General features: G+C 71.9%; 22 protein-coding genes. 12 read left to right on the plus strand and 10 right to left on the minus strand.

Going from position 1 to position 23,115, the window contains the following annotated elements; genetic code table 11:
• The first annotated feature begins 12 nt into the window (after positions 1 to 12).
• Complete coding sequence (locus tag LTT61_RS20440) at positions 13 to 759, plus strand: alpha/beta fold hydrolase (RefSeq protein ID WP_233015678.1); 747 nt, start codon at positions 13 to 15, stop codon at positions 757 to 759.
• A gap of 28 nt (positions 760 to 787) precedes the next feature.
• Here LTT61_RS20440 and LTT61_RS20445 read toward each other — a convergent pair whose 3' ends face one another.
• The gene (locus tag LTT61_RS20445) at positions 788 to 1,702 is read right to left on the minus strand and encodes an A/G-specific adenine glycosylase (protein ID WP_269821771.1); all 915 of its coding nucleotides are present in this window, start codon (positions 1,700 to 1,702) and stop codon (positions 788 to 790) included.
• 32 nt (positions 1,703 to 1,734) lie between these two features.
• On the opposite strand from LTT61_RS20445, the gene LTT61_RS20450 reads away from it, so the two are divergent.
• The gene (locus LTT61_RS20450) at positions 1,735 to 2,358 is read left to right on the plus strand and encodes a carbonic anhydrase (RefSeq protein WP_233015679.1); all 624 of its coding nucleotides are present in this window, start codon (positions 1,735 to 1,737) and stop codon (positions 2,356 to 2,358) included.
• Between the two features lie 109 nt (positions 2,359 to 2,467).
• Positions 2,468 to 3,091 carry a hypothetical protein gene (locus LTT61_RS20455; protein WP_233015680.1) on the plus strand — a complete coding sequence of 208 codons (624 nt, stop codon included), beginning with the start codon at positions 2,468 to 2,470 and terminating at the stop codon, positions 3,089 to 3,091.
• Between the two features lie 7 nt (positions 3,092 to 3,098).
• Here the strand turns inward: LTT61_RS20455 and radA are convergent, their stop codons facing one another.
• A complete protein-coding gene (gene radA, locus LTT61_RS20460; RefSeq protein WP_233015681.1) occupies positions 3,099 to 4,502 on the minus strand; it encodes a DNA repair protein RadA in 1,404 nt (467 codons plus the stop codon).
• Between the two features lie 92 nt (positions 4,503 to 4,594).
• Positions 4,595 to 5,281, minus strand: coding sequence for a hypothetical protein (locus LTT61_RS20465; protein ID WP_233015682.1), 687 nt, complete (start codon positions 5,279 to 5,281; stop codon positions 4,595 to 4,597).
• 360 nt (positions 5,282 to 5,641) lie between these two features.
• On the opposite strand from LTT61_RS20465, the gene LTT61_RS20470 reads away from it, so the two are divergent.
• The 6 genes from LTT61_RS20470 to LTT61_RS20495 all read left to right on the plus strand — a co-directional run bounded on the left by LTT61_RS20470 (position 5,642) and on the right by LTT61_RS20495 (position 10,067).
• A complete protein-coding gene (locus LTT61_RS20470; protein WP_233015683.1) occupies positions 5,642 to 6,130 on the plus strand; it encodes a CarD family transcriptional regulator in 489 nt (162 codons plus the stop codon).
• Positions 6,131 to 6,148: 18 nt separating this feature from the next.
• A complete protein-coding gene (ispD, locus tag LTT61_RS20475; RefSeq protein ID WP_233015684.1) occupies positions 6,149 to 6,832 on the plus strand; it encodes a 2-C-methyl-D-erythritol 4-phosphate cytidylyltransferase in 684 nt (227 codons plus the stop codon).
• A 2-nt stretch (positions 6,833 to 6,834) separates the two neighbouring features.
• Complete coding sequence (gene ispF / locus LTT61_RS20480; RefSeq protein ID WP_233015685.1) at positions 6,835 to 7,299, plus strand: 2-C-methyl-D-erythritol 2,4-cyclodiphosphate synthase; 465 nt, start codon at positions 6,835 to 6,837, stop codon at positions 7,297 to 7,299.
• 79 nt (positions 7,300 to 7,378) lie between these two features.
• Positions 7,379 to 8,782 (plus strand): cysteine--tRNA ligase, encoded by a 1,404-nt coding sequence (gene cysS, locus LTT61_RS20485; RefSeq protein WP_233015686.1) that lies wholly within the window; start codon positions 7,379 to 7,381, stop codon positions 8,780 to 8,782.
• Positions 8,782 to 9,759 (plus strand): 23S rRNA (guanosine(2251)-2'-O)-methyltransferase RlmB, encoded by a 978-nt coding sequence (gene rlmB / locus LTT61_RS20490; protein WP_233015687.1) that lies wholly within the window; start codon positions 8,782 to 8,784, stop codon positions 9,757 to 9,759. The genes cysS and rlmB overlap by 1 nt, the downstream gene beginning before the upstream one ends.
• 29 nt (positions 9,760 to 9,788) lie before the next feature.
• Complete coding sequence (locus LTT61_RS20495) at positions 9,789 to 10,067, plus strand: DUF4190 domain-containing protein (protein WP_233015688.1); 279 nt, start codon at positions 9,789 to 9,791, stop codon at positions 10,065 to 10,067.
• A 44-nt stretch (positions 10,068 to 10,111) separates the two neighbouring features.
• Here the strand turns inward: LTT61_RS20495 and LTT61_RS20500 are convergent, their stop codons facing one another.
• The 7 genes from LTT61_RS20500 to kstR form a co-directional block, all read right to left on the minus strand.
• Positions 10,112 to 10,918 (minus strand): enoyl-CoA hydratase/isomerase family protein, encoded by an 807-nt coding sequence (locus LTT61_RS20500; protein ID WP_233015689.1) that lies wholly within the window; start codon positions 10,916 to 10,918, stop codon positions 10,112 to 10,114.
• 67 nt (positions 10,919 to 10,985) lie between these two features.
• Positions 10,986 to 12,155, minus strand: coding sequence for an acyl-CoA dehydrogenase family protein (locus LTT61_RS20505; RefSeq protein WP_233015690.1), 1,170 nt, complete (start codon positions 12,153 to 12,155; stop codon positions 10,986 to 10,988).
• A 76-nt stretch (positions 12,156 to 12,231) separates the two neighbouring features.
• Positions 12,232 to 13,110: a metal ABC transporter permease gene (locus tag LTT61_RS20510; RefSeq protein WP_233015691.1), complete on the minus strand. Its 879-nt coding sequence runs from the start codon at positions 13,108 to 13,110 to the stop codon at positions 12,232 to 12,234.
• Positions 13,107 to 13,997, minus strand: coding sequence for a metal ABC transporter ATP-binding protein (locus LTT61_RS20515; protein ID WP_233015692.1), 891 nt, complete (start codon positions 13,995 to 13,997; stop codon positions 13,107 to 13,109). Before LTT61_RS20515 ends, LTT61_RS20510 begins: the two co-directional genes overlap by 4 nt.
• Before the next feature lie 8 nt (positions 13,998 to 14,005).
• Positions 14,006 to 14,893: a metal ABC transporter solute-binding protein, Zn/Mn family gene (locus LTT61_RS20520; RefSeq protein ID WP_233015693.1), complete on the minus strand. Its 888-nt coding sequence runs from the start codon at positions 14,891 to 14,893 to the stop codon at positions 14,006 to 14,008.
• Between the two features lie 129 nt (positions 14,894 to 15,022).
• Positions 15,023 to 17,593, minus strand: a complete 2,571-nt coding sequence (otsB, locus tag LTT61_RS20525; RefSeq protein WP_233015694.1) for a trehalose-phosphatase — start codon at positions 17,591 to 17,593, stop codon at positions 15,023 to 15,025.
• 280 nt (positions 17,594 to 17,873) lie between these two features.
• The gene (gene kstR, locus LTT61_RS20530) at positions 17,874 to 18,521 is read right to left on the minus strand and encodes a cholesterol catabolism transcriptional regulator KstR (RefSeq protein ID WP_233015695.1); all 648 of its coding nucleotides are present in this window, start codon (positions 18,519 to 18,521) and stop codon (positions 17,874 to 17,876) included.
• A 112-nt stretch (positions 18,522 to 18,633) separates the two neighbouring features.
• Between kstR and LTT61_RS20535 the strand changes: the two genes are divergently transcribed.
• From LTT61_RS20535 to LTT61_RS20545, 3 genes are read left to right on the plus strand one after another with little or no spacing between them, the layout of a single operon-like run.
• The gene (locus LTT61_RS20535) at positions 18,634 to 20,877 is read left to right on the plus strand and encodes an acyl-CoA dehydrogenase family protein (RefSeq protein WP_420094674.1); all 2,244 of its coding nucleotides are present in this window, start codon (positions 18,634 to 18,636) and stop codon (positions 20,875 to 20,877) included.
• 14 nt (positions 20,878 to 20,891) lie between these two features.
• Entirely contained in the window at positions 20,892 to 21,956 is a 1,065-nt protein-coding gene (locus LTT61_RS20540) for an acyl-CoA dehydrogenase family protein (RefSeq protein ID WP_233015696.1), read from the plus strand.
• Complete coding sequence (locus tag LTT61_RS20545; RefSeq protein ID WP_233015697.1) at positions 21,941 to 23,113, plus strand: acyl-CoA dehydrogenase family protein; 1,173 nt, start codon at positions 21,941 to 21,943, stop codon at positions 23,111 to 23,113. The genes LTT61_RS20540 and LTT61_RS20545 overlap by 16 nt, the downstream gene beginning before the upstream one ends.
• The last annotated feature ends 2 nt before the right edge of the window (positions 23,114 to 23,115 follow it).

Genomic DNA, 23,115 nt, shown 5'->3' on the forward strand with positions numbered 1-23,115 from the left:
CGCTCGGTCCCCATGCTCTACGACGAAGGCGGCACGGGGGTGCCCATCCTGTTGCTGCACGGGCTGATGGGCAGCGCGCGAACCTGGAGCGATCAGCTGGGGTGGCTGCGCGAGTTCGGCCACGTGTACACCTTCGACGCCGCGGGGCACGGGCGCCCGGCCCCCGCCGAGCTCGGCACCGAGGCCTTCGTCGCCGATCTGGCCGCGGCCACCGAGGCGATCGCGGAGCCGATGGTGCTGGTCGGGCACTCGATGGGGGCCCTGCACGGGTGGGTCTTCGCGGCCGCCCACCCGGAGCGGGTGCGGGCGCTGGTGGTGGAGGACATCGCGCCGGATTTCCGCGGGCGCACCGCCGCCGGGTGGGCGGCCATGATCGAGGGCTGGCCGCAGCCCTTCCCGGACGAGGCGGCGGTGCTCGGCTATTTCGGCGAGGTCGCCGGGCGATATTTCCTGCGCGCATTCCGGCGGGACGGCGACGGATATCGGCTGCACGGGGCCGTGTCGACCTTCCGGGACATCTCCGAGGAGTGGGGGAGCCGCGATTTCTGGGCGCAGTGGGAGGCGCTGCGCATTCCCGCCCTGCTGATCGAGGGCGAATTCACCATCACACCGCCCGGACAGATGCGGCGCATGGCCGAGCGGGCCGATACCCGCTACGTGCGGGTCGCGGGCGCCGGGCACCTGGTGCACGACGAGCAACCCCGGCGCTACCGCGAAGAAGTGGAGTCGTTCCTGCGCGACGTGCTCGCGCGCGGATAGCGCGGCGAGCCGGTGCGCGCGGGCGCGGCTACCGGCTGCCCTCGCCCGCCAGGGCGAACAGCCCATCGTCGGTCTGCTCGATCAGCCCGTCCACCAGCAGCGAATCCAGCGCGCGGGCGCGCTGCCCCGGATCCCGCGGCCAGGCCAGGTCCAGCCGCAGCCGCTCGACCGGCCCGTCGGCGGCGCGCAGCACGTCGAGCAGCCGCCCGCGCGCCTGCCGGTCGGTGCCCTCGTACTTCTGCGTCTTCCGCACCACCTCGGCCGCCGGACGCCCGGCGGCAACCCACGCGCAGCGCGGCAGCGGGCACGCGTCGCAGGCTGGAGAGCGGGCCGTGCAGATGGTGGCCCCCAGCTCCATGAGCGCCGCCGAGAAGACGGCCGCCCGCCGCACCCGGGCGGGCAGCAGCGCCTCGGTCTCCGGCAGGTCGCGCGGTGACGGGTTGCCCGCGTCACCGAGCCCGTGCACCGCGCGCGCCACCACCCGGCGCACATTGGTGTCGACCACTGGCACCCGCTGCCCGTAGGCGAAGCAGGCCACCGCGCGCGCGGTGTACGCGCCGATGCCGGGCAGCGCGAGCAGCAGCTCGACATCGTCGGGCACCTCGTCCCCGTACCGCGCGGCCAGCACCGTCGCGCACTCGTGCAGCCGCAGCGCCCGGCGCGGATACCCGAGTTTGCCCCAGGCCCGCAGCACCTCCGCCTGCGAAGCGGCCGCCATAGCGGACGGCACCGGCCAGCGGGCCACCCACTCCCGCCAGATCGGCTCCACCCGCAGCACCGGCGTCTGCTGCAGCATGATCTCGCTCATCAGGATCTGCCACGCCGTCACCCCCGGCCTGCGCCACGGCAGGTCTCGCGCGGTGGCGGTGTACCAGTCGATCAGCACGCCGGTGTCGATCGCGCCGTACTCCGGCAGCGTGCGCGCGGCAGCGCCCTTCCTCACGGTTTCCCACCTCGTCCTGCACAATGGTCGCTATGCCTGGTTCCAACCCGATCAGCTCGTGGAAGTCCCTGCGCGAGGGTAACGATCGCTTCGTCAACGGCACGCTGCAGCATCCCGGCCAGGGAATCGCCGACCGCGCCAAGCTCGTCGGCGGGCAGCATCCGACCGCGATCCTGTTCGGCTGCGGCGATTCTCGCGTCGCCGCCGAGTTGATCTTCGATCGCGGCCTCGGCGACATGTTCGTGGTGCGCACCGCGGGCCACGTGGTGGACGGTTCGGTGCTCGGCTCCATCGAGTACGGCGTCGCGGTGCTGAACGTCCCGCTCATCGTGGTGCTCGGCCACGACAGCTGCGGTGCGGTGAAGGCCACCATCGATACGCTGGACGGCGGCGCCGTTCCCGGCGGCTTCATCCGCGACGTCGTCGAGCGGGTCGCGCCGTCGATCCTGGCGGGCAGGCGCGAGGGGCTCTCCACCGTGGACGAGCTGGAGGCGCGGCACGTGGTGGAGACCGGCAACCTGATCACCGAGCGCTCCGCGATCGTGGCCGAGCGGGTCAAGGCGGGCACGCTCGCCATCGCCTGCGTGAACTACAAGCTCGCCGAGGGCAAGGCCTGGCTGCACCACGTGATCGGGGACATCGGCGAAGCCGTCTGAACACGCTTCCGGACATCCGCCCAGGTAGACGTTGTCCCTGGCGGCCGGGGGCGGCCGACACGCCGAGGCCCTCGGCCCGCGATCCAGGCGCTGCGCTTACCGTTGAGGCGTGCTGGAACCCACTGGACCGCTGCCTCCCGAGATCTACTGGCGACGTCGTGTTTTCGCCATCGGCATTCTGGTCCTCGCGCTCGCGCTGGTGATCTGGCTGGTGGTGATGGTCGCCAGGGGTGGCACCTCGCCCGGCGGCGCCGCCGCGACGAGCACCACGACGGAGTCGAATCAGCCCGCGGGCGGCACGGGCGCGAGCGCGGCGAGCAGCTCGGCCGAGTCGGATGTGGCGCCCTGCTCGGACCAGTCGCTCGCGGTGAAGGTGAGCGTCGGCCAGCCGACCTACCGCAAGGGTGAGCAGCCGGTGTTCGGCATCGTCATCACGAACATCTCCGCGGCGCCGTGCAGCAGGGACATGGGCTCCGGCATGCAGCAGATCTCGGTGCAGACGCTGGACGGCACGCGCAGGCTGTGGAACAGCGTGGACTGCTACCCCGACGGCCAGCCCGACATCAGGACGCTGGAGCGCGGCCAGCAGGCAGCTTTCACGGTGACCTGGTCCGGCTCGACCTCGCAGCCGAGCTGCGCGGGCGAGCGGGTGCCGGTGCCGGCGGGCGCCTACGCCGTGCTGGCGCAACTCGGCGGGGTCCGCAGCACCGCCGAGCCGTTCAACATCGGCTGAGCGGCGCTCAGCCGACCGCGGCGGGCTCGGCGGGCGCCGAGCGCGCGCGGCGGATCCCGGCCAGCCGCAGCGCCGAGCGCACGTCGGCGACCTCGTGCACCTTCATGCCGGTCTTGCGGGCATCGAAGCCGGGCGGAACCAGCGCGGTGGTGAAGCCGAGCCGCTCCGCCTCGGCCAGCCTGCGCGCGGCGTTGGTCACCCGGCGCACCTCGCCCGCCAGCCCGACCTCGCCGAGGATCACCCACCCCGGCGGCAGTGCGACATCCCGCGCCGCGCTCGCCAGCGCCAGCGCGACCGCCAGATCGGCCACCGGCTCGACCAGCCGCATCCCGCCGACGGTGGCGGCGTAGATGTCCTGCTTGCCCACGTACACCCCGCAGCGGCTCTGCAGCACGGCCAGGATCATCGAGACCCGGTTGTAGTCCAGCCCGCTCACCGCGCGGCGCGGCGCGGGCGCCTGGGTGTCGACGGTGAGCCCCTGCACCTCGGCCACCAGCGGCCGCTTGCCGTCCATGGCGACGGTCACCGCGGTGCCGGGCACGGTGTCGGTGCGGTGGTGCAGGAACAGCCCGGACGGGTCGGCCACCCCCACGATGCCGTCGTCGTGCAGCTCGAAGCAGCCGACCTCGTCGGCGCTGCCGAAGCGGTTCTTCAGCCCGCGCACCATGCGCAGCGTGGTGTTCTTGTCGCCCTCGAACTGCAGCACCACGTCGACCAGGTGCTCGAGCGTGCGCGGCCCGGCGACGCTGCCGTCCTTGGTGACGTGCCCGACCAGCAGCACCGCGACCCCGCTCGCCTTGGCCAGCGAGGTGAGCGCGGCGGCCACCGCGCGCACCTGGCTGACGCCGCCGATCACGCCGTCCTCGGCCGGAGCGATCATGGTCTGCACCGAGTCGACGACGAGCAGCGTCGGCCGCACCTGCTCGACGTGGCCGAGCACAACCCCGAGATCGGACTCGGCGGCCAGGTAGACCCGCTCGTGCACCGCGCCGGTGCGGTCGGCGCGCAGCCGCACCTGCCCGGCCGACTCCTCCGCGGTGACGTACAGCGAGCGCTCGTCCCGCGCCGCGGCCCAGCGGTGCGCGACCTCGAGCAGCAGCGTCGACTTGCCCACCCCCGGCTCGCCGGAGAGCAGCACGACCGACCCGGGAACGACGCCGCCGCCGAGCACCCGGTCCAGTTCGGACACGCCCGTCGAGCGCGCCCTCGTGACCGTGGAGTCGATGCTGGTGAGCGGCGCCGCCGCGGTGCTCGGCAGCATCGCCCTGCGCGCACCGGGCCCGGCGGCCGCGGCGATCGGCGCGGCCTCCTCGACGGTGCCCCAGGCCCCGCAGCCGGGGCACTTGCCCACCCATTTCGCCACGTCGTGCGAGCACGCGGAGCATCGGAAGGTCGGCTTGATTTTGGCCACACCGGCACCTTACGGCCGGGCGCCGACAGGCCGCCGAACGCCGACGGCCGCCGCACCGCGAGGTGTGACGGCCGCCGGGAGTGCGGGAGTGGTCAGTGCCCGCCCGCGCCCGCCTCGGCGGGGCCGGACAGCTCGGACAGGTGCCGGTCGACATACAGCCCGGCATCCACCGGCACCGAGACCTGCACGGTGCCGTTCTCCTTGAAGTTGAACGACACGGTGTAGGCGAGACCGGGCGAGATCGGCTTGGTCAGCCCGGTGATCTCGATCTTGGCCGGCTTGGCCTCCGGATCGGTGCCGAGCGCGGGGGCGCCCTCGGTGCCGAGGCCGGGCACCGCCGTGCCGCTCGGCGCCGGGGTGGTCGTGCTGCTCGCGGCGCCGCCGTGCCCGCCGGGGCTGTGCGCGGCCTCGGCCGCCGCGACCTCGCCGGCGGCGACGACGATCTGGCTCGGCCCGACCACGACCCGGCTCTGCCCGGCGGGCGGGGTGATCCGCACCGGCCCGAGGTCGGTGGTGATGCTGGTCAGCTCGTCGGTGACGGTGCTGCTGTTGTTGACGATGGAGAGCGCGATCACCGCCGAGCCGCCGACCTGGAGGGTCTGCGTCTCCTTCGGGTAGACGATGTGCACGTTGAGCAGGGAGAGCTGGCCGACCTCGGCGTGGCTGCCGTTGATGGCGGCCTTCTGATCGGCGGTCTGCGCGACCTGTCCGGCGCTGCACCCGGTGAGCGCAAGAGCGGCGCCCGCTGCCAGCGCGGCGCAGGCAGTCACAGCTTTCATGGCAATCACGGGTTGTCCTCCATGTCGACCGGGCTCGTCCCTCGAGGGGCAGAGTACTAACTAGGCAGCGTAGTAGTCGAGATCCCGGCCCGGTGCGGCGGGCGGCGGTCGACGCCGGACACGTGGCATACGGCATCCGTTCGGTAACGGTTCCGCGAAGGGGATTGTGGTCTGCGCGACCCGGCGACTCCGGCGCACGCTCAGGTGCTGGCGATATAGCCTACGCGCACAACAGAATGCACACCGTTTCTCGCCTGTCAAGCCCTGTGGTCTGCCCGTTGTGGCCCTGACCTGCACAGTTGATCGCACCGTTATCGAGCCGCATGTTAAACTGTGAACATCGAAAGGGGCACGGGACACATGATTTTTAAGGTCGGAGACACCGTCGTTTACCCCCATCACGGAGCGGCGCTGATCGAAGCAATCGAGACTCGCACCATCAAAGGCGAGCAGAAGGAGTATCTGGTCCTCAAGGTCGCCCAGGGCGATCTCACCGTTCGAGTCCCCGCGGCGAATGCCGAATATGTCGGCGTCCGGGACGTTGTCGGGCAGGAGGGCCTCGATCGGGTCTTCCAGGTCCTGCGCGCGCCGCACACCGAGGAGCCGACCAACTGGTCCCGCCGCTACAAGGCCAACCTGGAGAAGCTCGCCTCCGGCGATGTGAACAAGGTGGCCGAGGTGGTCCGGGATCTCTGGCGTCGTGAGCAGGACCGCGGTCTTTCCGCCGGCGAAAAGAGGATGCTGGCGAAGGCTCGCCAGATTCTCGTGGGCGAGCTGGCACTGGCCGAGGGAACCGACGGCGACAAGGCCGACATCATTCTCGACGAGGTACTCGCCGCGGCTTCCTGACCGCGAGCACATAATTCTGTGAACAACGCCGACCGCGTCGTTGCGTTGGTGCCTGCCGCCGGCCGGGGTGTTCGTCTGGGTGAAACTCTTCCCAAGGCGTTCGTCCCGGTCGGCGGCACGCCCATGATCAAGTTGTCCGTGGACGGGTTGATCGCCTCCGGGGCGGTCGACGGAATCGTCGTGATGGTCCCGCCCGAGCTGGTAGAGAGCGCCGTTGCCCTGCTCCCCGGCTCGGTGCGGGTCGTCGTCGGCGGCTCCGAGCGCACCGATTCGGTGCGCGCCGGGCTCGCCGCCGCGGCCGACGCCACGCACGTTCTCGTGCACGACGCCGCCCGCGCGCTCACCCCGCCCGACCTCGTGCGCCGCGTGGTCGCCGCGCTGCGCGCCGGGCACGAGGCCGTGATCCCCGCGCTGCCCGTGGTCGACACGGTGAAGAGCGTGGACGCTGCGGGCGTCGTCACCGGCACCCCCGATCGCGCCCGGCTGCGCGCCATCCAGACTCCGCAGGGCTTCGCCGCCGAGCCGCTGCGCCGGGCGTACGCCGATCCGGCGCTCAGCGCCACCGACGACGCCGGGCTGGTCGAGCGGCTCGGCATCGCCGTGCACACCGTCGCGGGCGATCCGCTGGCATTCAAGATCACCACTCCGCTCGATCTGATCCTCGCGGGCGCGGTGCGCGCGGGCGAGCGGCAGGCGGTCTGACGATGCGGGTCGGAATCGGCAGCGACGTGCACCCGATCGAGCCGGGGCGCCCGTGCTGGATGGCGGGATTGCTCTTTCCGGACGACGACGGCTGTTCCGGTCACTCGGACGGCGATGTCGCCGCGCACGCGCTCTGTGACGCATTACTCTCCGCGGCCGGGCTCGGCGATGTCGGCGCCGTCTTCGGCACCGGCCGGCCGGAATGGGCGAACGTCTCCGGGGCCACCATGCTGGCCGAGGTCCGCAGGCTGCTCGACGAGGCCGGGCTCGCGGTCGCGAACGCCGCGGTGCAGGTGATCGGCAACAGCCCCAAGATCGGCCCGCGCCGGAGCGAGGCGCAGAAGGTGCTCGGCGAACTGCTCGACGCCCCGGTCTCGGTCTCCGGAACCACCACCGACGGGCTCGGGCTCACCGGCCGCGGCGAGGGGATCGCGGCGATCGCCACCGCGCTGCTGCGGCCACGCTGAACCCCGCGCGCCGTTCGGTGGCGTGTCGAGCGGAGCCGCCGCGACGGCGGGGATTTTATACCAGCTAAGATGAGCGCCCGTGACTCTGCGCCTCTACGACACCGACACGCGGACCATGCGCGATTTCGCGCCACTGGTCCCCGGCCGTGCGTCGGTGTACCTGTGTGGCGCCACCGTGCAGGGTCAGCCGCACATCGGTCACCTGCGCAGCGGAGTCGCCTTCGACATCCTGCGCCGATGGTTGCAGGCGCAGGGCAACGACGTGCTCTTCATCCGCAACGTCACCGATATCGACGACAAGATCCTGCACAAGGCCGCCGAGGCGGGCCGCCCCTGGTGGGAGTGGGCGGCGACGCACGAGCGCGCCTTCGACGCGGCGTACCGCACCCTCGGCGTGCTCCCGCCGTCGGCCGAGCCGAGGGCCACCGGGCACATCGGGCAGATGATCGAGCTCATGCACCGGCTGATCGACCGCGGCCACGCCTACGCCTCCGACGGCAACGTCTACTTCGACGTGCTCAGCTACCCGCAGTACGGCGAGCTCTCCGGGCACCGGCTGGACGACGTGCACCAGGGCGAGAGCGTCGGCTCGGGCAAGCGCGACCCGCGCGACTTCACGCTCTGGAAGGCGGCCAAGCCCGGTGAGCCCAGCTGGCCGTCGCCGTGGGGCGCGGGCAGGCCCGGCTGGCACCTCGAGTGCTCCGCCATGGCCGAGTACTACCTCGGCGCCGAATTCGACATCCACTGCGGTGGAATGGATCTCATCTTCCCGCACCACGAGAACGAGATCGCCCAGTCCAAGGCGGCCGGTGACGGGTTCGCCCGCTACTGGCTGCACAACGGCTGGGTCACCATGGGCGGCGAGAAGATGTCGAAGTCGCTGGGCAACGTGCTCAGCGTGCCCAACGTGCTGAAGCAGGTGCGCGCCGTCGAGCTGCGCTTCTACCTCGGCAGCGCGCACTACCGCTCCAAACTGGAGTACTCGGACAAGGCGCTGCACGATGCCGCCGCCTCCTACCAGCGCATCGAATCGTTCCTGCTGCGGGTCGCCGAGCGCGGCGGCCCGGTGCCGGCCACCACCTGGACCGACGCCTTCGCCGACGCGCTCGACGAGGACCTCGCGGTGCCGCGCGCGCTCGCCGAGATCCACCACGTGGTGCACACCGGAAACAAGGCGCTGGAGGGCGGGCAGGCCGAGACCGCGCGCGAACTGGCCGCGCAGGTCCGCGCCATGCTCGCCGTCTTCGGCGTCGACCCCTTCGACCCACACTGGTTCGCACCGAGCGACGCCGGCGCCGCCACCGGCGCCCTCGACGTCCTGGTGCGCGCCGAACTCGACCGCAGGCAGCAGGCGCGCACCGACCGCGACTGGGCCACCGCCGACGCCGTGCGGGATCGCCTGCAGGCGGCGGGCATCGAGGTCACCGACACCCCCGCGGGCCCCGAGTGGAGCCTCGCCGACGTGCCAGGAAAGGCCGACTGATGGCAGGCAACTCACAGCGCCGCGGCGCTATTCGCAAGGGCACCACCAAGAAGGGCGCCACCGTCGGCTCCGGCGGGCAGCGCAGGCGCGGGCTGGAGGGGCGCGGGGCCACCCCGCCCGCCGAGGCGCGGACCAAGCATCCCGCCGCCAAGCGGGCCGCCGCCAAGGCCAAGGCCGCTACCCAGGGACGGCCGGCGGGCAAGGGTGGCCGGGCCACCGCCGGGCGCCGGGGTGACGACGGGCCGGAGATGGTGCTCGGGCGGAATCCGGTCGTCGAGTGCCTGCGGGCGGGGGTTCCGGCGTCGGCGCTGTACGTGGCCGTCGGCACCGAGAACGACGAGCGGCTCACCGAGAGCGTGAAGATCGCGGCCGACACCGGGATCTCCATTCTCGAGGTGCCGCGGACGGATCTCGATCGGCTCAGTGCCAACGGGCTGCACCAGGGTGTGGCGTTGCAGGTGCCCGCCTACCGGTACGCGCACCCGGATGATCTGTTGCAGCAGGCCCGGCAGTCCGGTGGGCCCGCGCTGCTCGTGGCGCTGGACAACATCACCGACCCGCGGAACCTCGGGGCCGTCGTCCGGTCCGTGGCGGCGTTCGGGGGGCAGGGCGTGCTGATCCCGCAGCGGCGCAGTGCCGGTGTCACGGCTGTCGCCTGGCGGACCAGCGCCGGGGCCGCCGCTCGGCTGCCCGTCGCTCGGGCAACGAACCTCACTCGCACGCTCAAGGATTGGGCCGGGCGGGGGATCCGGGTCGTCGGGCTCGACGCCGGTGGGACCACCACGCTGGACGACTTCGACGGGTCCGATCCGACCGTGGTCGTTGTCGGCTCCGAAGGCAAGGGGCTGTCCCGGCTGGTTCGGGAGAACTGCGACGAGATCCTCAGTATTCCGATGGCGGGGGATGTCGAGTCGCTGAACGCGTCCGTCGCGGCGGGGGTCGTGCTGGCGGAGATTGCGCGGCAGAGGCGGCGGTAAAGGCGGTCGGGGGCCGTAGAATTCGACCAATGGTGATACCGAACCAGCCGATCGGGCAGCCGGTCGAGCATCCCAACGCTACGGCCATCCTGTTCCTCGGGGCTGTGAGTATTTTGTGCTGTGGGCTGGCTGGGCCTGTCGCATGGGCTATGGGGCGGCGGGCTCTGGATCAGATCGAGGAGTCCGGGGGGGCTTACGGTGGGCGGGCCCAGGTGGTGGTGGGGTATGTGCTCGGGATCGTGGGGACCGTGTTGATGGTGATCATCGCGATTCTGTTCGTGTTGATCACGCTCGGCGGAAACGCTTGAGTTGGTTCGGCCGGGGTTCGTAAGACGCACCCCTGTGCGAGGGGTCAGTCCAGGCTGGGTCTCGGGGGGACGTTGTCTCCCCAGGTCGGCCACTCTTCGGTGAGTTTGCCGGTCCAGGTGGGGCGGCGCTGTTCCTTGAAGGCGGACATGGCTTCGTTGCCGTCGATGCTGTGGGAGACCTGTTGGTTGAGGTCTGTTTCGAGGCGGCCGACCATGTCGGGGGTCATGCCGAGCCCTTCCCAGAGCAGGCGCTTCGACAGGGCTACCGGGAGGGGGGCGGAGCCGCCCGCGATGTCGTGGGCTACTGCCAGCGCGGTCGGGAGGACCTCGCCGCCGGGGAGGCAGCTGTTGGCCAGCCCCATGGCTTGGGCCTCTTCGCCGTCGAAGGTGCGGCCGGTGAGCATGATGTCGGCGGCGTTCGCCATTCCCACCAGTCTCGGCAGGGTCCAGTGGGCGGAGCCGTCGGCCAGGACGCCCCTTCGCACCTGGTTCAGGCCGTAGATGGCGTCCCTGGCCATGTAGCGGAGGTCGCACTGCAGGGCAAGGGCCAGGCCGATGCCTACGGCATGGCCGTTCACGGCCGCTATCACGGGCTTGCGGACCTTCCACGGTGGCGGGTCGAGGGTGCCGCTGACCTCGCCGACCCGGCTGGAGAGATCCGCCCCCGCGCAGAACGCGGGGGGCGTGCCGGTGATCACCACCGCGCGGATGGCGTCCTCGGCGTCGCACCGCTGGAGTGCGACGCCGAGTTCGGCGGCCATCCCGGGGGTGAAGGCATTCTGCTGCGCCGGACGATTCAGGGTCAGCACGGCGATGCCCGCGGAGACATCGACGAGCAGTTCCGAACTCATGTCAGACGATGTTAGCCGACGGGACCACCGGAAACCGGGCGTCCGAACGGGTTGCCCGAAGATCGCCTCAGCGCAGGATCTGGCGACCGATGGCGTACTTGTGCACCTCGGTGGGGCCGTCGTAGAGGCGGAAGGCGCGCATATCGCGGAAGATCATCTCGACAACGGTCTCGTCGCTGATCCCGATGCCGCCGAGCACCTGGACGCAGCGGTCGGCAACCTTGAACAGCTCCTCCGACACGAACGCCTTGGCGATCGAGCTCTCGTGCCGCGCCTTCTCGCCCCGGTCCATCAGCCAGCAGGCGTGCCAGATGGTCAGCCTGCACTGGTGCAGCGCGATCTCGTTGTCCGCCAACAGGAACGACACGCCCTGGTGCTCGCCGATCGTCTTCCCGAACGCGGTCCTGGTCTTGGCGTGCGCGACGGCGATGCTCTGCGCCCGCTCGGCCGCGCCCAGCCAGCGCATGCAGTGCGTGAGCCGCGCGGGAGCCAGCCGCAGCTGGGCGTAGCGCAGCGCCTGGCCGGCCGCGCCGAGCAGCGCCTCCCGCGGCAGCGTCAGGTTCTCGAAGCGGACGACGCCGTGGCCGGCCACGTAGTTGCGGTCCATGGTGTTCATGGTCCGCTCGATGACGATGCCCGGCGTGCCGCCCTCGGTGAGGAAGAGCGTCGGCCCCTCCGGCAGGTGCGGGTTGGCGGCGAGCCGGGCCATGATGATCCAGGTCTTGGCGCCGTTCGCGCCGGTGATCAGCCACTTACGGCCGTTGAGCACGAAGTTCTCGCCGTCGAAGGTGGCCTCGGTGGAGAGCTGTCCCGGGTCCGAACCCGCGCCGTCCGGCTCGGTCATGGCGAAGACCGAGCGCTGGTGCCCGGCGATCACCGGGGCCAGGAACTGGTCCACCTGCCGCGGATTCGCGATCTTGCTCAGCAGGTACATGTTGCCCTCGTCGGGCGCGGCGCAGTTCATCGCGACCGGGCCGAGCGTCGACCACCCCGCCGCCTCGTAGAGCACCGCCTGCTCGGCGTGGGTCAGCCCGCGCCCGTCCAGCTCCACCGGGGCCTGCACGGTGAGCAGATTCTCCGCCCTCGCCAGCTCTACCAGCTCTTGGCGCAGCTCGTCGGTGGGGCCGTGCTGGGTGAGCCGCGGGTCGCGCTCGAACGGGACGATGCTGTCGATCACGAACCGGCGGACGCGATCGCGCTCCGCGGCGAGCTCGGCGGGAATCTCGAAATCGATCATTGCGCACCATTCGGTCGGAGGGAGCCGTGCTCACGAGCATACGAAATCCGGCACGCCTGACTGAAGGCGGTTGCCATCAAACTGCGGCCCGCACCGGCCGCCTGCCCGCGCTCCGCCGCCCGACCACCCGGCACACCAGGTAGATGACGAACGAGATGGTGGTGACGAAGGTCGAGACCGGCACCCCGGGCGCCAGCGAGAGCACGATCCCGCCCACGGCGGCCACCTCGGCGAAGAGCACCGCGAGCACCGTCGCCCGCACCGGGCTCGCGGTCACCTGCGCGGCCGCCGCAGCCGGGGTGATCAGCAGCGCGAGGACAAGCAGCGCGCCGACGATCTGCACGCCGAACGCCGCGGTGATGCCGAGCATGACCGCGAAGACCACCGAGAGCGCGCGCACCGGAACCCCGCGCGCCTGCGCCACCTCCGGATCGGTGCTGGCGAAGAGCAGCGGCCGATAGATCAGCGCCAGCACCGCCAGCACCCCGACGGTGCAGGCGATCAGCAGCGTCAGCCCGCTGTACCCGACGCTCACCACCTGCCCGGTGAGCAGCGAGAACTTGGAGCCCGCGCGCTCGGGGCCGAGCCAGAGGAAGAGCACCGAGAGCCCGAGCCCGAAGGAGAGCACCACCGCGATCACCGAATCGCGCTCGCGCGCCTTGGTGCCGAGCACGCCGAAGAGCACCGCCGCGATCACCGAGCCGACGATGGCGCCGACCCCGACGCCGATCCCGGCGAGCAGCGCGGCGGCCGCGCCGGTGAGCGAGAGCTCGCTGGTGCCGTGCACCGCGAAGGACATCTGCCTGCTCACCACCAGCGGCCCGATCACCCCGGCGAGCAGCCCGAGCAGCGCGGCCGCGAGCAGCGCCTGCTGCACGAAGTCGTAGCCGATCAGGTTGGCGGTGGTCGAGAAGTCGAAGGTCTTGGCGAGCACGCCGCCGAGCTTGTCGATCACGCGCGCGCCCCGTTCCGCGCCGCCCCCGGCCCGAACTCCTCGGCGCCGTGGCAGTGCGCGCCCGCGGTGCCGAGCGCGTCCATGGTGTCACCGGTGCCGACCACGACCAGCCGGCCGCGCACCCGCAGCACCTCGACGTCGGTGCCGTACAGCTCGGAGAGCACCGCCGAGGTCATCACCTCGTCCGGGGTGCCGATCCGGAAACGGCCGTTCACCAGGTAGATCACCCGGTCGACGAGCGGGAGCACCGGGTTGATCTCGTGCGTCACGAAGAGCACGGCGGTGCCGCTGGTCCGCCTGCGGCGGTCGATCAGCTCGGCGACCAGCTGCTGATTGGCCAGGTCCAGGCTGAGCAGCGGCTCGTCGCAGAGCAGTACCCGCGGGTCGCCGACCAGTGCCTGCGCCACCCGCAGCCGCTGCTGCTCGCCGCCGGACATGGATTCGAGCGGGGCATCGGCGTACCCCTGCGCGCCGACGTCGGCGATGGCGGCGCGCACCCGGCGCGCCCGCTCGGCGCGGTTGCGCAGCCCGAGCCCCCAGCGGTGCCCGTCCACCCCGAGCCCGACCAGGTCCACGCCGCGCAGCTGCACCCCGGCGTCGATGGTCTTCTGCTGCGGCACGTAGCCGATGTGCGGATTGCCGGTGCGCGCGGGCGCGCCAGCGACGGTCGCGCTGCCCCGGCTCAGCGCCAGCTGCCCGAGCAGCACCTTGAGCAGCGAGGTCTTGCCCGAGCCGTTCGGCCCGAGCACGACGACGAATTCGCCGGGCGCCACATCCAGGTCGAGCCCCGCCCAGAGGGTCCGCGAGCCGAAGGAGAGCGCGGCGTCGGTGAGCCGGACGGCCGGGGTGATCGCCCGGTCGACCGGGACGCCGGATTCGGTGGTCACGGGAGTCCTCACGAGGGGCTCACCGCCGCGGCGAGCGCCTCGGCGTTGGCGGTCTGCCAGGCGATGTAATCGACACCGTCGGGCAGGGTTTCGGTCACCTCGAGCACCGGGATGCTGTTCTGCTGCGCGAGGCCGCGCAGGTCCTCGGTGATCCGGTCCTCGGTCTGCACGTTGTACACCAGCACGCGCACCTGCTTGCCGGTGAGCAGGTCCCTGGTGGCGGCGACGGCCGCGGGAGCCGGGTCGGTCTCCTGCTCGATCGCCTCCTGGAACTCCGCCGGAGTCAGGTCGCGCACCTTCGCGGCGCGCAGCAGATAGTAGGCGAGCGGCTCGGTCTGCAGCACCGGGGTGTCCGGGCGCTGGGCGGCGATCCGGTCGGTCACCGCGGCGATGCCGGCCAGCTTGCCCGTGAACTCGGCGGCGCGGTCGGTGTAGCCCTGCGCGTGCTCGGCGTCGATCCTGCCGAGCTCGGCGGCGATCTGCTCGGCGACCGTGGCGACCGTGGTCACGTCGTACCAGACGTGCTCGTTCTCCTCGGATCGGTCGGTGCGCACCGAGTACGCGTCCACCGATGGAGTGTCCCGGCCCTTCAGCGCCTGCTCCACGAACTCGTCGTAGCCGCCGCCGTTGAAGACCACCAGGTCGGCCTCGGCGAGCTCGGCGGTCTCGCCCGCCGACGACTCGTGCGAGTGCGGGTCGGCGGATGGATCGGTGATCAGCGACTCGACCTCGGCGTCCGGCCCGGCGACCGCCGCGGCAACGCTGCCCCACACGTCGGTCGAGGCGACCACCGACGGCTTGCCGGAATCGTCGGAGCTGCCGCACGCGGTCAGCGCGAACGCCGTCGCCACCCCGACGGCGAGACCGGCGGTGCGAAGGAAGAATCGGGTGGCCACGGGGCTGCTCCTGTGGGTAATGGAAACCGTTTCCGTTTTACTTTAGCAGGCAGATCGGCCCGTCGCGCCCCGGGTGCCGGAAATGCGCGAGGCCCGTGCGATCAGCGATCGCACGGGCCTCGATATGGGTCAGACCAGGACTTCCGCCTGCTGGCTCAGCAGCTGGGCGCAGCGCAGCAGCCCGAGGTGGCTGTACGCCTGCGGGTGGTTGCCCAGCGATCGCTCGGCCACCGGGTCGTACTCCTCGCTGAGCAGCCCGGTCGGCCCGGCCGCGGCCACCAGCTGCGCGAAGAGCGCCTCGGCGTCGGAGCGCTTGCCGATCAGCAGGTACGCCTCGATCAGCCAGGCCGCGCAGAGGTGGAAGCCGCCCTCGCCGCCGGGCAGCCCGTCGTCGTGGTGGTACCGGTACACCGTCGCGCCGCTGCGCAACTCCGCCTCGGTGGCGACCACGGTGGCGTGGAAGCGCGGGTCGGAGGGGTCGATCAGCCCGGAGAGGCCGATGTGCAGGGTGGCGGCGTCCAGGTCGGTGCCCTCGTAGGCGGCGGTGTAGGACTGCACCTCCTCGTTCCAGCCCTTGGTCTTGACCTCGTCGGCGATGGTGTCGCGGAGCACCGGCCACTCGGGGTCGACCGGGCGGTCGAACTTCTGCGCGAGGGTGAGCGCGCGGTCGACCGTCAGCCAGCCCATGACCTTCGAGTACACGTGGTGCCGCGGGTTGCCGCGGATCTCCCAGATGCCGTGGTCCGGCTCCTGCCAGCGCCGCTGCACCGCGGCGACCATGTCCTGCACCAGCTCCCAGTCGGCGTCCGGCAGGGCGCTGGCCGGGTCGGTGATGCCGTGCCTACCGCGCGCGGCGGCCAGGTTGGCGATCAGGTCGACGATCGGGCCGAACACGTCGAGCTGGACCTGCATGTTGGCCGCGTTGCCGACCCGCACCGGGCGCGAGCCCGCGTAGCCGGGGAGCTGGTCGATGACGGCCTCGGGCGGCAGCGTCTCGCCGTAGATGGTGTACAGCGGGTGCAGCCGCTCGGGGCCGGGCAGCGTCTCCAGCACCCGGTGCACCCAGGCCAGGTAGGCGTCGGCCTCGCCGACCGAGCCGAGCGAGACCAGCGCCTGCGCGGTGAGCGCGGCATCGCGCAGCCAGCAGTAGCGGTAGTCCCAGTTCCGCACGCCGCCGATGTCCTCGGGCAGCGAGGTGGTCGCCGCGGCCAGGATGGAGCCGGACGGGGCGTGCACCAGGCCGCGCAGGGTGAGCGCGGAGCGCTTCATCAGGTCCGGCTTGAGCGGGGGCAGCTCCAGCCCGGCCGCCCACTCCGACCAGTACTGCTCGGCGAGCGCCCGCCGCTCCGGCTCCGGCGTCATCGCCGGGGTCAGATCCTCGGTGCCGCAGCGCAGTTCGAGCACCACCGGAGCAACCGACGGGTCGACGACGGCGTAGGCGAAATCGTGCGAGCCGTCGCTGCGGATCTCCCACTGCACGCCGGGCGAGCGCAGCACCATCGGGTCGTTGGTGCCGAGCACCCGCAGCCCGGCCGGCTCGGCCTCCATGCTCACCGACACCTGCCCGAACTCCGGGCGCGGGGCGAAGGTGATCACGGCCTTCGCGGTGCCGGTGATGACGCGGGTGAGGTCGGTGCGGTCCGGCGCGACGTCGTGCGGCAGGTAGTCGACGACGCCGAGGCTGGCCCAGCGCGTCTCGACGGTCATGGTGCCGTCCACGTAGCGCTGCGAGAGCGGGAGGCCGGGGCGTTCCGGGGCGATGGTGAAGTGGCCGGCCTGCGGGCCGCCGAGCAGGTGCGCGAAGACCGCGGCGGAGTCCGGCTCGGGGTGGCAGAACCAGGTGACGGTGGCATCCGGGGTGAGCAGTGCGACCGAGCGCGGGCTGGCCAGCATGGTCAGCCGCTCGATCCGCGGCGCGCTGGCGCCCGCCAGCCAGGTGCGCCGCTCGTCCAGCAGGAAGGCGAGCGCGCGGGAGACGTCCTCGGTGCTGTTCACCCGGTAGCCGGCCAGGCTCTCGCCCGGGCCGACCTTGATCCCGACGTCCGGGCCGGAGAGCACCCGGAACGCCTTCTCGTCGGTGACGTCGTCGCCGAAGAAGACCGCCGCCGACGCGGCCTCCTGGTGCCGGATGGTGTCGAGCGCGTAGCCCTTGTCGGTGGCGACCACCGCGAGCTCGATCACCTCCTTGCCCTCGGTGACCTGGATCCCCACCCAGCAGGCGGCGCCCTGGCGCACCTTGTCGAGCGCGCGCCTGCCCACCTCGGGGCTGGCGTTGCGCACGTGCAGCGCGGAGCTGGCCGGCTTGTTCTCGACGGTGGTGCCCGGGTTGTCGTCGGCGATCGTGCCGAGCTCGGCCTGCACCTCGCGCAGCAGCTGCTTCGCGTCGCTGTCGATGGCGTGCACGAAGCCGACGTCGAACTCCGAGCCGTGGCTACCGATCAGCTGCACCTCGACGGGGAGCCGGGAGAGCGCCGCCAGATCGCGCAGGGCCCGGCCGGAGATCACCGCGGCGGTGGTGCCGGTGAGCCCCGCGAGCGCGCGTAGCGCGTTCACCGATTCGCGGTGGGGAAACGCCTCCGCCGGGTCGGACACGATGGGCGCGATGGTCCCGTCGTAGTCCGAGGCCACCAACAGCCGCGGCACGCGCGCGACCGTCGACAGAGCACGGCGAAGTTCCAGTGGCAGATCCTGTGCGCTCACGCATCCAACCTTGAGATCGGAGGGGGATGATTCCGGGCGCGGGAAACAATACTGAATCGTCTGCGCCGCGCCCACGCGCGTGCGGTGTTTCCGCCCGCGCCTCACGAACGCCGGTGTACGTGCGCGCGAACGCGGCGGAATCGCACTCGCGCTACCTGTGGTTGTACCCCGTCAACGGGGTCTTCGCACGGGGAGAAGCTGTGGGCCCGCTCGCAGACGTTCCCGTCCGCACCCCATCGTCCTCGCGTGGGCACACTCCGCGCAACCGGGGAGCGAACGGTCAGATACTGCGTTCGCCGAGGAGCAGGTCGACGGTGAGCTCGAGGCGCTCGCTGACGTCGGTGGCGGAGGCGCGGCGGGTGAGCCAGGCGACCAGGTTGGAGAGCCAGACGTCGCTGATGACGCGGGCAACGGCGAGCTGGCGCTCGGTGGGGTCGCCGTCGTTCATGGCGCGGGCGAAGACCCGGTCCATGACCTTGCCGACCCGGTCCACCTCGGCCGCCGCGGAGGCGTCGGCGAACATGAAGGCGCGGGTCATGGCCTCGGTGAGCAGCGGGTCGCGCTGCATCATGCGGGTGATGTTGGTGAGCAGGGTGTGCATGCGCTCCTGCGGCGAGCCGCCGGAGAGCGGCTTGCGCTTGCCCTCGAACTGCTCGAACTCGCGGGCCAGCGCGGAGACCAGCAGGTGCACCTTGGACGGGAAGTACCGGTAGAGCGTGCCCACCGCGACGTCGGCGCGCTCGGCGACCGCCCGCATCTGCACCGCGTCGTAGCCGCCCTTGGAGGCCAGCGCCAGGGTCGCGTCCAGGATCCGCTTGCGCCGCTCCCGCTGCGCGGCGGAGCTGAGCTCGTCCTCGCTGAGCGTCGTGACCGGTCCGGTACGCGGCGCGCCGGGGTCGGGCTGCTGCGATCGCGAGGGGCTGGCCATCGATGAACGTCCTTTCGGGCATTGCGCTGCGCGCCGGGCCCGCTCTTGACTTCCGCCCGGCAGAGATATTAGAACATGTTCTAGGTGTGGCAGTCACGCCGGGAAGGCGGTCATGAGTGTGACCATCGCCACCACTGACGAGCACAAAGCCGTCCAGGAGTCGATGCGCGGCTGGTCCGGTTCGGTCCGGCCGATTGCAACAATGCGCACCGGCGCGGCCGGATTCTGGCGTGGCTACTGGCCCGCACTGACCGATCTCGGAATCTTCCGGGTCGCGGTCGCGGAGGAGGCGGGCGGCGCCGGCGGGTCGGTGACCGATCTCGCGGTGCTGGTCGAGCAGGCCGCGCACGATCTCGTCGGCGGCCCCGTCCTGACGACGGCGGTGGCCCAGCTGGTCACCGCCGGCGCGCTCGACGAGGAGCTGCCCTGCGGACTGGCGCTCGACGGCATCGGCGGCGCGGAGCAGAGCCTACCCGCCGCCCCCGGCGGTGTTCCGCTGACCGGGGTCTGGGAGACGGTGCTCGGCGCCACCCCGGATGCCGCCGTGTTGCTGCCGGTCGCCGCCGCCGACGGCACGCGCTGGGTGCTGCTCCCGCCGGAGACCGAAGGGCTGCGGATCGAGCCGCTCGACTCCGCCGACCCCGGCTCGCCGCTGGCCCGGGTGCACCTCACCGAGGTCGCGGTCCCCGCCGAGCGGATCTTCCGCTCGCCGTACGCGGTCGGCGACCTGGTGCTCGCGCTGGCGACGGCCGAGCTGGCCGGGATCACCGGCTGGTGCCTGGAGACGGCCGCCGACTACGCGCGGACGCGCACCCAGTTCGGCAGGCAGATCGGGTCGTTCCAGGCGGTCAAGCACATCTGCGCGTGGATGCTCTGCCGTACCGAGCTGATCCGCGCGGTCGCCGCCGACGCCGCCGCCGCGGTGGACGAGGGCGGGGCCGAGCTGCCGATCGCCGCCGCCATCGCGGGCGCCATCTCGCTGGACGCCGCCGTGCAGACGGCCAAGGACTGCATCCAGGTGCTCGGCGGGATCGGCTTCACCTGGGAGCACGACGCGCACTTCTACCTGCGCCGCGCGCTGCTGCTCAAGCAGTTGCTCGGCGGTGGTGAGCGCTGGCGCGCCCGGGTCACCGAGCTGACTCGCGCCGGGCACCGCCGCACCACCGGCGCCGAGCGGATTCTCGCCGCGGACGGCGTCCTGGCCGATGCCGCCGGTAGCGGTCTCGCGGCCGCGCCCGGCGGGGCCGGCGCGGAGACGGGCTCCGCCGGTTCCGGCGCGGATCGTGCGGGCGAGAATGCCGCCCCGGCCAGCGAACTCGCGGCGGAAGTAGCCGCCATCGCGGCGCTCCCCGCGGACGAGCAGCGCGCGGCGCTGGCCGAGGCGGGCATGATCATGCCGCACTGGCCGCGCCCGTACGGCCGCGCCGCGAACCCGATGACCGGCCTGATGATCTCGGAGGAGCTGCGCCGCGCCGGCGTCGCCGTCCCCGACCTCACCATCGGCGGCTGGGCCGTCCCCACCCTGCTCCAGCACGGCTCCCCCGAGCAGGTCGAGCAGTTCGCCTGGCCGACGTTGCGCGGCGAGATCGTCTGGTGCCAGCTCTTCAGCGAGCCGGAGGCGGGCTCCGACCTGGCCGCCCTGCGCACCACCGCCAAGCGCACCGATGGCGGCTGGCTGCTGCGCGGCCAGAAGGTCTGGACCTCGCTCGCGGACAAAGCGAACTGGGCAATCTGCCTGGCCCGCACCGACCCGGACGCCCCCAAGCACAGGGGCATCTCGTACTTCGTGCTGAAGATGGATACGCCCGGTCTGGAGATCCGCCCGCTCGTGCAGATCACCGGCGAGGCGCGGTTCAGCGAGGTCTTCCTCGACGACGTCTTCGTCCCGGACGATGGCCTGGTCGGCGAGCTGAACAACGGCTGGAAGATCACCCGCGCCACGCTCGCCGCCGAGCGGGTCGCCATGAGCGGCAGCGGAATCGGCGCCGCGCTGGAGGAGCTGGTCGCCAAGCTCCCGGCGACCGGCCCCGGCGCGGAGCTGCGCAACGACAAACTGGGCGCGCTGATCTCGGACGCGATCGCCGGATTGCTGCTGGAGCAGCACGCCGCGGTGCGCATGCTCACCGGTTCCGACCCGTCGGCGCAGAGCAGTGTGCGCAAACTGGTGGGTGTACGGCATCGCCAGGCGGTCGCGGAGTTCGCGGTCGAGGTGGCGGGCACGGTCGGTGCGCAGGAGACCGCTGAGGTCAAGGAGTTCCTGCTCACCCGGTGCCTGTCCATCGCGGGCGGCACCGAGCAGATCCTGCTGACCGTCGCCGGTGAGCGGATCCTCGGGCTGCCGAGAGAGCAGACGTAGGGACGGGGACGAACGTGGATTTCACCAGGGACGAGAGTCAGGACGCGATCGCCGAGGTGGTCGTGAGCCTGCTGGAGCGCAATGCGGCGCGGGACTTCGAGCTGTGGCCGCGGTTGGTCGATTCCGGCCTGCTCGCGGTGCCGCTGCCGGAGAAGCTCGGCGGCGCGGGCATGGGGCTCGCCGAGGTGTCGGTGCTGCTCACCGAGCTGGCCACCGACGCGGTCGCGGTACCGGCGCTGCCGACGCTCGGCTTCGGCGTTGTGCCGCTGCTCGGCGTCCTGCCGGACGAGCTGGCGGAGCGGGTCTTCGGCGCGGTCGCCGATGGCGCGGTGCTCACCGCCGCGCTGAGCGAGCAGGCGGCGCCGTTCACCGTGAAGCCGGAGAGCAGCGCGGTGACCGAGGGCGGCTCGGTCGTGCTCACCGGGCACAAGGTCGCCGTTCCGTACGCGGCGGAGGCGCGCTGGCTGCTGATCCCCACCGACGCCGGGGTCGCGCTGGTCGAGGCGGACACCCCCGGTCTGGAGCTGACCCCGAGCCCGGCCTCCGGCGGCAACCCGGAGGCGACGGTCCGGCTGAGCGGCGTCACCATCCCCGCGGCGCAGTTGCTGCCGCTGCCGCTGCCGGTGCTGCACCGAGCCGCGGTGGCCGCCATCGGCTCGGTGGCCGACGGGTTGCTGCGCGGCGCGCTCGCGCTCACCGCGGAGCACGTCCGGGTGCGGCACCAGTTCGGCAGGCCGCTGGCCCAGTTCCAGGCTGTGGCGCAGCAGATCGCCGATCTGTACGTGGTCTCGCGCACCGTCGGCGCCGCCGCGCAGTCGGCCAACTGGGCGCTGGCCCAGGACGATTCGAGCCCGGAGCACCTGGAGCGGATCGACGACGACCTGGAGGTGCTCGCGTACACGGTCGCCTCCGAGCTGCCCGCCGCCATGCAGAAGTGTCACCACCTGCACGGCGGGCTCGGCGTGGACATCACCCATCCCATGCACCGCTACTACTCACAGGCCAAGGACCTTGCCCGCTGGCTCGGCGGCGCGTCCTTCCGTCTCGATCGATTGGGGGCCAGATGTACATCGACCTGACCATCGAGCAACGCAGGCTGCGCGCCGAACTGCGCGCGTACTTCGCCGATCTGGTGACGCCGCAGGAGCACGCCGAGATGGCGGTGAACCGGCACGGCGACGCCTACCGCGCCGTCGTGCGCCGGATGGGCCGGGACGGCCGGCTCGGGGTCGGCTGGCCCAAGGAGTACGGCGGTGGTGGTTTCGGCGCCGTCGAGCAGCAGATCTTCTACAACGAGGCGGTGCGCGCCGACGTGCCGCTGCCGCTGGTCACGCTGCTCACCGTCGGCCCGACGCTGCAGAGCTACGGCACCGAGGAGCAGAAGCGGAAGTTCCTGCCCGGCATCCTCTCCGGCGACATCCACTTCGCCATCGGCTACTCCGAGCCGGACGCGGGCACCGACCTCGCGGCGCTGCGCACCGGCGCGGTCCGCGACGAGGCCACCGGCGACTGGGTCGTGAACGGCCAGAAGGTCTTCACCACCGGCGCGCACGAGGCCGACTTCATCTGGCTGGCCGCCCGCACCGGCAGCCCGGAGTCGCGGCACCGCGGCATCACGATCCTGATCGTCGACACCACCGACCCCGGCTACTCGTGGACGCCGATCATCACCAGCGACGGCGCGCACCACACCAACGCCACCTACTTCGACAATGTCCGGGTTCCGGCCGGGATGCTGGTCGGCGAGGTGGACCGGGGCTGGAGGCTGATCACCACCCAGCTCAACCACGAGCGGGTCGGGCTCGGGCCGTCCGGCAAGATCGAGCAGCTCTACGACCGGGTGCGCGAGTGGGCGCGGCCGCGCGGTGTGCTCGGCAAACCGGAGGTGCAGCGCTCGCTGGGCCGGATGCACGCCATGGCGCGGCTCAACGAGCTGCTGAACTGGCAGGTCGCGGCCTCCGCCGACCGGGCGGACGCGGACCCCAACGACGTGATCGCCGACGCCTCGGCCACCAAGGTGTACTCCACCGAGGCGCTGCAGGAGGCGGGCAGGCTGGCCGAGGAGATCGTCGGCTGCCACGGCGACCCGGCCGAGCCGGAGACCGCCGAGCTGCTCAGCTGGCTGGATCGGCGGACCAAACAGAACCTGGTGGTGACCTTCGGCGGTGGCGTCAACGAGGTCATGCGCGAACTCGTCGCCTCCTCGGGGCTGAAACTACCCCGGGTACCCCGGTAACG

Origin of the sequence: Nocardia asteroides (assembly GCF_021183625.1) — a bacterium.
In the GTDB taxonomy this organism is placed as follows: domain Bacteria; phylum Actinomycetota; class Actinomycetes; order Mycobacteriales; family Mycobacteriaceae; genus Nocardia; species Nocardia asteroides_A.